This window comes from Acetobacterium sp. K1/6 (assembly GCF_034438075.1).
In the GTDB taxonomy this organism is placed as follows: domain Bacteria; phylum Bacillota; class Clostridia; order Eubacteriales; family Eubacteriaceae; genus Acetobacterium; species Acetobacterium carbinolicum.
In genome coordinates this window covers 252,055-261,019 of record NZ_JAXQGA010000004.1, presented here as the reverse complement: position 1 = coordinate 261,019, position 8,965 = coordinate 252,055, and the positions used below count along the sequence as shown (strand labels likewise).

General features: G+C 43.5%; 7 protein-coding genes and 1 pseudogene. All 8 read left to right on the top strand.

The annotated features are described in order from the left end of the window. A pseudogene (locus U2P91_RS05510) lies at window positions 1–238 on the top strand (MFS transporter); the annotation flags it as partial. A gap of 143 nt (window positions 239–381) precedes the next feature. Then, window positions 382–1,236 carry a 3-hydroxyacyl-CoA dehydrogenase family protein gene (locus U2P91_RS05505; protein ID WP_111888481.1) on the top strand — a complete coding sequence of 285 codons (855 nt, stop codon included), beginning with the start codon at window positions 382–384 and terminating at the stop codon, window positions 1,234–1,236. A gap of 21 nt (window positions 1,237–1,257) precedes the next feature. Then, a complete protein-coding gene (locus U2P91_RS05500) occupies window positions 1,258–2,838 on the top strand; it encodes an acyl CoA:acetate/3-ketoacid CoA transferase (RefSeq protein WP_322519237.1) in 1,581 nt (526 codons plus the stop codon). A gap of 12 nt (window positions 2,839–2,850) precedes the next feature. Then, on the top strand, window positions 2,851–3,591 hold the full coding sequence (fabG, locus tag U2P91_RS05495; RefSeq protein ID WP_111888479.1) for a 3-oxoacyl-[acyl-carrier-protein] reductase: 741 nt from the start codon (window positions 2,851–2,853) through the stop codon (window positions 3,589–3,591). Between the two features lie 30 nt (window positions 3,592–3,621). Beyond that, window positions 3,622–4,785, top strand: a complete 1,164-nt coding sequence (locus tag U2P91_RS05490) for a uroporphyrinogen decarboxylase family protein (RefSeq protein ID WP_322519236.1) — start codon at window positions 3,622–3,624, stop codon at window positions 4,783–4,785. 10 nt (window positions 4,786–4,795) lie between these two features. After that, the gene (locus tag U2P91_RS05485; protein ID WP_204355400.1) at window positions 4,796–4,951 is read left to right on the top strand and encodes a hypothetical protein; all 156 of its coding nucleotides are present in this window, start codon (window positions 4,796–4,798) and stop codon (window positions 4,949–4,951) included. Between the two features lie 100 nt (window positions 4,952–5,051). Continuing rightward, entirely contained in the window at window positions 5,052–7,499 is a 2,448-nt protein-coding gene (locus U2P91_RS05480; RefSeq protein ID WP_322519235.1) for a glycyl radical protein, read from the top strand. A 179-nt stretch (window positions 7,500–7,678) separates the two neighbouring features. After that, on the top strand, window positions 7,679–8,860 hold the full coding sequence (locus tag U2P91_RS05475) for a thiolase family protein (protein ID WP_322519234.1): 1,182 nt from the start codon (window positions 7,679–7,681) through the stop codon (window positions 8,858–8,860). Window positions 8,861–8,965: the final 105 nt, after the last annotated feature.

Genomic DNA, 8,965 nt, shown 5'->3' with positions numbered 1-8,965 from the left:
TAAAATAGCGATGGTTATTTCAGGCAGTATCGCAGCTTATGCGTTAGCAGCAATTGGCTATGTTGGTGGAATGCCTCCAACACCTGAGATTCAGCAGGGGGTGGCTCTTATTGCGACGCTACTACCGGCTGTGGCAGCAGTATTTGGCTTTATTTGTATCCTGTTTTACAATCTAAAACAGGATGATCTGGAGATAATGAAAGAGGAGATTAAGGAAAGACAAAGCCAGCAAGCTTAGGTGTATGAATCTTTTTGTGGTCATAAGAGAAATGTGATCATTAATGTAAAGAAAAGATCCGTTAAATAATGAGTCGATTCTTTAACCGGCGTTAAGAAAATAAAGACGGATCGGCAAAACGACAGAATAAGGAGTGAAACAGAATGGGTATTAGAACAATTGGAGTCGTCGGGTCCGGTGCAATGGGAACCGGGATTGCCCATATTATGGCCCAATATGGATATAACGTCATACTGAGTGATGTGAATAACGATCACCTCGAACGTGCCCTTGCTTCAATCGGAAATGTTTTGGATAGTAAGATTCGCAAGGGAAAATGGACAGAAGATAAAAAAACGGAATTGTTAGGTCAGATTAAGATAACAATAGACTTAAATGAGATGACAGCGGTTGATCTAATTATTGAAGCAATTACTGAAAACATGGATGCGAAGATCCAGTTGTTTTCGAGTTTGGAAAAAATCTGCCGGGCTGAAACAATTTTTGCAACCAATACCTCGACCATGTCAATTACTAAGATGGCTTCGGCCTTAAGTCAACCCGAAAGAATGGTTGGACTCCACTTTTTTAATCCAGCCCCGGTAATGAAACTTGTTGAGATTATTAGGGGATACTATACCAGTGATGAGATTATTGTAGCGCTTAAAGAATTGGTCCGGTCAATCGGAAAGGAAAGCATTGAGGTCAAAAAAGATACCCCCGGATTTGTGGTAAATCGATTGATGTTAACGCAGTTTAGAGAGGCTTTACTCGTTTTGGAGGAGGGGATTGCATCGGTAGAAGATATCGATAAGGCCATGACATTGGGATTAAATCACCCGATGGGCCCCTTCACACTAATGGATTTCACAGGAAATGATATCGCCTTTGATACCCTTAAATATATGCATACCGAACTGGCCCAACCCAATTGGGCACCGCCAATCGTTTTAAAAAGAATCGTCAATGCCGGCAGAATCGGAAAAAAAGTACAAAAGGGCTGGTTTAACTACAAATAGGCACAAGAAGGAGAGCTTTTAATGAGTAAACAAATTTTAGCCCGTGAAGCAGTGGGCTTAATTAAAGACAAATCAACGGTGGTATGGACAACCGCAGGACTCTGTTGTTTTCCCGAAGAAATTGCAGTTGCGCTGGAAAAGCGTTTTTTAGAAACGGGACAGCCTAAAAACCTTACAATCGTACATAGCTGTGGATGCGGGGATGGCAAAGATAAGGGGATGAACCACCTGGCATACGAGGGATTGACCGAGCGTCTGATTTCAGGGCACACCGGTCAGGCACCGCGAATGGGCGAACTCATAACCGAAAATAAAATAGAAACCTATCTGCTGCCACAGGGGGTCATGGCCCATCTGTGGAGAGAGATTGCGGGGAAAAAACCGGGCGTCATTACCAAGGTAGGCCTGAGAACCTATGTCGATCCAAGGCTTCAAGGTGGAAAAATAACAAAATGTACCAAAGAGGATTTGGTCGAGCTGATGGAAATTGACAATCAGGAGTGGCTGCGATATAAAACATTTCCTATTGATGTTGCAATTATTAGGGCCACAACAGCCGATCAAAAGGGAAATCTCTCAATGGAGAAAGAAGGTCTCTTGCTGGAAGCGCTGCCGATGGCTCAGGCAGCAAAAAACTCAGGCGGCATCGTCATTGCTCAAGTTGAATATCTGGCAAAGGCGGGCTCATTACATCCGTTGGACGTAAAGGTGCCGGGTGCGCTGGTTGATTATATCGTCGTTGCCAGTCCTGAAAACCATATGCAAACCACGGGAACACAATTTAATCCAGCGTTTGTCGGCGATTTAAAGATGTCCATGGACTCAATCAAACCAATGCTTTTTAATGAGCGAAAAATAATTGCAAGAAGAGCAGCCATGGAACTGGATGCCAATGGTATCATCAATCTTGGTATCGGAATGCCTGATGGCGTGGCCAGAGTGGCCTCAGAAGAGGGAATTGCGGATGATCTGGTGATGACAACGGAACTGGGAACTTATGGTGGAATCCCTGGTGCCGGCGATGATTTTGGGGTAGCCTATAATGCCGAGGCCATCATTGAGCATGAGGCTCAATTCGACTTTTATGATGGTGGCGGTCTTAGTGCAACCTTTCTAGGGCTGGCACAAACAGATAAAAAGGGAAATCTTAATGTCAGTAAATTTGGGAAAAAAGTGGTCGGTTCCGGCGGATTTATCAATATTTCACAGAATTCAAAAAAAGTAATCTTTTGTGGAACCTTTACTGCTGGTGGTGGAAAGTATGAAATCAAGGATGGGAAAATCCGCATTCTCGAAGAGGGACGCGTAAAAAAATTTGTGAATCAGGTCGATCATATAACCTTTAGCGGTGAATACGCCACCGAAATAAAGCAACCTGTTCTTTACATCACTGAAAGGGCCGTTTTTACCTTAGAAGATGGTGAAATGACACTCATTGAAATCGCACCGGGGATCAGCATTGAAAGAGACATCTTACCGGCAATGGAATTTGCACCGAGAATTTCACCAGATCTAAAAGAGATGGATAGCAGTATCTTTTACGAGCAGTGGAATCAGCTTAAAAATAGTATGATTTCCAGCTCACAAACGGCAAGAACTTGAAAGGAGGCAGTAATGAGACTCGATAATAAAGTTGCCATTGTCACCGGTTCAGCTCAGGGACTGGGCAAAGCGATGGTATTAAAGCTAGCTCAATCCGGGGCAAAAATCGTTGTAACGGATATTAATTATGAGGCTTGTTTAAAGGTTGAAAAAGAGATCAAAGTGGCAGGCGGAGAGGCGTTTTCGGTTAATTGCAACGTTACCAGCCGGACAGAGGTTAAGGATTTAATCGCAAAAACGATTAGTCGTTATGGTCAAATCGATATCCTTATTAACAATGCGGGGATAACAAAGGATGCCCAAATAACGAAGATGACCGATGAACAATGGGACAGTGTGTTAGAAACGGATCTTAAATCGATGTTTATCTGCATCCAGGAAGTACTGGTAGAAATGATTCCCCATGGCAGCGGAAAGATCATTAATATTACCTCCATTGCCGGAGAAGAGGGGAATTTTGGTCAGACGAATTATTCAGCCGCAAAGGCTGGTGTGATTGGTATGACAAAGACGCTGAGTAAGGAACTGGGTAAAAGAGGCATAACGGTAAATGCGGTCGCACCAGGATTTATTTTAACAGAAATGACAGATAGCATACCGGAAAAAATTAAGCAACAACTTATCGGAAGAATCCCGTTAAAGCGTGGTGGAGAACCTGAAGAGGTTGCTGATGCAGTATTGTTTTTAGCGTCTGATCAGGCATCGTTTATTACTGGACATGTTCTTAATGTAAATGGTGGAATGTATGTCTAGTCATAAAAATTTAAGTAAGAGAGGGATAATGTGATTAAAGAAAGATTGAGCACAGAATATAAAACAAAATTATTTACGGATATTTATTCGGGGAATAAGCCGGATCGGGTTCCCGAAAAAGTGGGCGTCAACGCCTGTGCGGCACTGGAATTAGCTGGTTATGACTTGCGATTGGCCCAATATGGTATTACCAAGGTACTGGATGCGACAGAAAAGATAAACGCCAAATATGACACATACACGCTCATTGGCACATGGCCAGGTACGCCATGGTTGCATAAGTTTACCGGCAGTCGAACCAATGTAATGGGAGAAGATGGATTTATACAGCATCCCAATGTTCATGGTATGGAAGCGGATGAATACGACCTGCTTTTGGCGGACCCCTTGAAATTTATCTGGGAAACGGTTATTCCAAGGCTCTTTACAGAATTTGATGCACCGCCAATGAAGGCCGCTCTGGCAATGGCGAAAACAATCAAGGCAAACGATTATATCAATGGAAAAATCGCCCAGTGTAATATGTCATTGATAAAAAAATACGATAAGTCGGCATTTCCGACTTTTGTGGGAATAAGTCGAGCCCCCTTTGATTATCTGGCGGATTACCTTCGCTCCTTCACGGGGGCACTTGTCGATATCCGCAGAAAGCCGAACGAAGTGCTTGAAGCCGTTAACCTGATTACGCCGTTGATGATCAAAGCCGGCTGCCCACGACATGTAGAAACCCCCAGCAGATTGACCAGAATTTTCTTTGCTCTGCATATGCCAACCTTTATGTCAGAGAAATTTTTTGCAAAATTCTGGTGGCCTTCTTTTAAGGAAACGGTCTGGGCAATTTATGAAAAGGGCTTTGGCATCAACATCTTCTGTGAAGAAAACTGGATGCATTTGCTGGATTATTTAAATGAACTGCCCCCTGGTTGCGAGCTTCAATTTGAGTATGGCGATCCCAAAACGATCAGAGAAAAAGTTGGTGATAAGCACCTTATTTCAGGGCTCTTCCCCGTCAGTCTGATGAAAAGTGGAACAAAAGAGGAAGTCTGTGATAAGGCGAAGGAATATTTGGACATCCTCGCAGTGGATGGTAAGTATATCTTTAATTTCGATAAGTCCATTCTAACAGCAGGACAAATAAACTGGGATCTTTTTCAACCCCTTATCGATACGGTTCATGAATATGGAAAGAATTAGGAGGCACAGGATGGAGAAAAAAATTAAAAGCGACTATTATACAGATTTGGATGAGACCTTGAAAAAATATGGCATTCCGGAAGAAGCGAAAGACGACGTTGATGAGACGATGCAATGCATTGAAGATATGATTCTCTATTTTACAATGACGACCTTAAGCAACTAAAACAAATACCGGCACCTGGAAGTCACATTAAAATGATTTTTGGGTGCTTTATCATTAACAGAGAAACGGTTAAATTAAAAAATATCAGAAAGGAAAAAAGATGATGTATGAATTTAGACCGGTAACCAAACGAATAAACCAGATGAGACAGCTTGTGAGAGACCGGGTCATTGCGGTGGATGCACAAAGGGTGGAGCTCATAACAGGTGCCTATCAAAAATACGATAAGGTTCCCCCAAGTATAAAAACGGCTTTAGTGACCCATGAGATTTGCACAAAAATGACGACAAGAGTAGAGGACTTTGAACTAATTGTTGGAAATATCGGAAAAGCGTTTTTAGGTTCAGGCATGTGGCCCGAATGGGATGCCAGTTGGTTGTGGAACGAACTGGAGGACAAGGCGCTTTGGGAATATTGGGATGATGGATTGTATCACCGCACCGACAAATCCGGGGTTCATTTAAGCATGAGTGAAGATGAGATAAAGCGGTTTATGAGTTATCAGGATTTCTGGAAGGATAAAACCATTACTCAGTATTTTGATTCCTGGGGACCGGATGGCTTTGAAGAGGTTGCCGGCCTGGGGATTCTGGAAATGGGCGAAAAAATGAGAGCACCCATTCATACCGGGCATCTGGTTGCGGGTTACGAAAAAATCATTAACAAAGGCTATGGAAGGATTAGAAGCGAAGCAAAACATTGGATTGACGCACATAAAGGCAATTTGATGGGGGATGATGTTGAAAAATATATGTTCTATAAAAGCGCCGTTATTGTCTGTGATGCAGCAACGGGGATGATCAAAAACTATGCCAAGGCATGTGCCTTAAAAGCAAAAGACTGCCCTGATGCCAGCAGGAAAGCAGAGCTTAAAAAGATGGCTGACGGGCTTTTATGGCTCTCTGAAAATCCAGCCAGAACATTTTGGGAGGCCTGCCAGGGCGTGATCCTGTATCAAGTTTTGCTTTATATGGAGGCCCGGCACCCGGCCCTGGCATTTGGAAGATTTGATCAATATACATGGCCCTTTCTTGAGGCTGATCTTAAAGAAAACCGATTGACATTGGAAGCGGCACAAGAAATAGTTGATGCATTTTTCCTTAAATCAAATTGCTTTTATCGGGCATCGAATCCCAGGATTGCCGCATATACCGGGGTAGGTGTTACCTATCACCATACCACTATCGGTGGGGTAAACAAGATAACCGGTGACGATGCATCAAATCCAGTCACCTATGTGGTCCTTGAAACCTTAGCGAGACTCTCCCTTCATGATCCGACAGTTTCTTTACGCATCCATAAAGATACACCGGAAAAATTATGGGATCTGGCCATTGAGACAACCAGAAGGGTCGGGGGCTTACCCTTGTTCCAAAATGATGCGATCATTATTCCCGGTCTTGTTAAAGAACTGAACATGACGCTTCAGGATGCCAGAGATTACAGCATCATCGGCTGTCAGGAAATCGTCGGCTCAGGAAATGATTATCCCGCCGGAAATGGACTTCATGGAAAAGCCGGATTGGGAAGCCACGGGAATGTTTTACTGACGGCGCTAAACAATGGGACAAATCCGTCAAATGGGAAATCTGGCGGACTGGAAACCGGCTATCTTTATGAGATGAAGTCCTTTGACGAGGTCAAAGCAGCTTATAAAAAACAATTTGATTATCTTCATAAATGGTCGGTTACCATTCAAAATTATGTTGAAAATCTGTCCGAATTTTACGCCCCGTCGCCAGCGTTGTCAATTTCTATCGAGGGCTGTATGGCGTCCGGAAAAGATTGCGCGGCAGGCGGTGCAAAATACAACTCTTATGGGGGAACAGCCACTGGTCTGGCTACCGTTTCGGACTCGCTAATGGCAATTAAATACATGGTTTTTGATCAGGAAATCTGCACCGCAAAAGAACTCTATGATGCCATGATGGCCGATTGGAAAGGCTATGAAGTTTTGCAGCAGCAGATTTTAAATGAGGTTCCGCATTATGGAAATGATGATAACGATGCCGATGAAATGATGCGGTGGGTTACCGATATCTATTACGACAATTGTAAAGAATGCTACAGTAAGCGCTCCAAGGTTTATAAAGCAGGGCTTTACGGAGCTGCCCAGCATGTTGTTCAAGGAGCAGTTACCGATGCGACACCTGATGGCAGAAATGCGGGCCAACCATTGGCAGACGCGATGTCACCGGGACAGGGAAGAGATAAAAATGGTCCAACCGCGATTTATAATTCAGCCTGTCACATCGATCATGGGAAATACATGGATGGCATCGCGCTAAACCTGAAAGTGCATCCCTCATCGCTACAAACGCAAGGTGCGAAAAAAGCCCTGCTAAATATGACCAAGGCCTATTTTGAAAAAGGCGGAATGGAGGTTCAATATAACGTTGTAAGCACAGAAGCGATGAGAGCCGCACAAAAAGATCCGGCTGCGTATCGCGATCTGGTCGTCAGGATTGCCGGTTACTCCGCCTATTTTAACGAGCTAAGTGAGGCGATGCAAAATGATGTCATCAGCAGAAATGAAGTTGAGGTTTAATGGTTTAGGTTTAAACCAATAGCAGACAAGTGTATGGCTAAGTCGAATTTTATTACTGAGAAATTCAGCGAAGAATTCAACAATCATCTTTTTACAGTAAGCGACTAATAATTCAAGTTGCAATAACGAACTGTGAAATAGGCGTCTCAATAAAAATAAAATTAACAAGGAGGACAACGGTGTTTAACAAGGCATATATTCCATACGGGGGGTATTTCAGTACACCATTTTGTAAATGGCAGGGAAGTCTTCAAAATGAAAATTCCATTAAATTGGCGGCCCAGACCGGTAAGCGTTTTTTAAAAGCAAAGGGTTTTGATCCCCAGATGATCGAGTTTCTTTATCTTGGCCATACGGTTATCCAGCCGGGATCTTTCTTTGGCGCATCCTGGGCAGCGAATGAAATGGGCTTAACCATTCCTGGGATGGCCATCAGTCATGCATGTGCGACTTCCACCAATACCATTTATTCAGCGGCATTAGCAGTAGAGATGGGCACCTTGTCAACCGCATATTGCATGATGACGGATCGGATTTCTAATGGGCCACATATTGTCTGGTCAAATCCACAAGGTCCGGGCGGGGAAGTCGTGTCGGAAAATATCAACATGGACAATATCAACCGCGATCCTTCAACTGGCTTTGGGATGCTGACCACAGCAGAGAACGTGGCCAGAGAAGGCGGATTTACCAGAGCAGAAGCGGATGAAGTAACCTTAATGCGATATCAACAATATGCCGATGCTCTGGCCAATGATCGAGCATTTCAGAAAAAGTATATGTTTCCGATTGAGCTGAAATCAAGAAAAAACACCCTGATCATCAGTGAAGACGAAGGCGTTGCCCAAACAACCAAAGAAGGTCTGAAAAAACTACGGCCGGTTGCTGAAGATGGGATTCATACCTTCGGTTCCCAAACACACCCGGCTGACGGGAATACAGGGATGATCATTACTACCAAGCAAAAAGCAGCGGCATTAAGCACCGAAAAAGTAACGGTACAAGTTGTTTCTTACGGTTTTAATCGAACAAAAAAAGCATTCATGCCAGCGGCTCCGGCCGGTGCCGGACAAATGGCAATGGAAAAAGCCGGGATCGGCATTAACGATTTGGTCGCGATTAAAAACCATAGTCCTTTCATCGCAAATGACCTTCATTTAGCAAAAACACTGGGGATTAAACAAACCCGGATCAATAATTATGGGACATCATTGGTATTTGGTCATCCTCAAGGTCCAACAATTGCAAGGCTATTAATGGAAGGCATTGAAGAAGCGGTTATTAAAGGTGGCGGTTACGTATTGGTCTGTGGATGTGCAGCCGGGGACTCCGCTGCTGCAATCATTGTAAAAGTTGGCTGATTTTAGCGCACATAAAAATCTGCCTTGAAGCAGGAAAAGTTTAAAATAATAATCAAAAAGAGCATCAATACATGGTATAATTTTGATAAATAGTGACTGTAAACG

Excerpts from the sequence above, each read along its gene's own strand:
- U2P91_RS05500 (WP_322519237.1), top strand. The coding sequence starts at position 1,258 with ATGAGTAAACAAATTTTAGCCCGTGAAGCAGTGGGCTTAATTAAAGAC.
- U2P91_RS05505 (WP_111888481.1), top strand. The coding sequence starts at position 382 with ATGGGTATTAGAACAATTGGAGTCGTCGGGTCCGGTGCAATGGGAACC.
- U2P91_RS05485 (WP_204355400.1), top strand. The coding sequence starts at position 4,796 with ATGGAGAAAAAAATTAAAAGCGACTATTATACAGATTTGGATGAGACC.
- fabG (WP_111888479.1), top strand. The coding sequence starts at position 2,851 with ATGAGACTCGATAATAAAGTTGCCATTGTCACCGGTTCAGCTCAGGGA.
- U2P91_RS05480 (WP_322519235.1), top strand. The coding sequence starts at position 5,052 with ATGATGTATGAATTTAGACCGGTAACCAAACGAATAAACCAGATGAGA.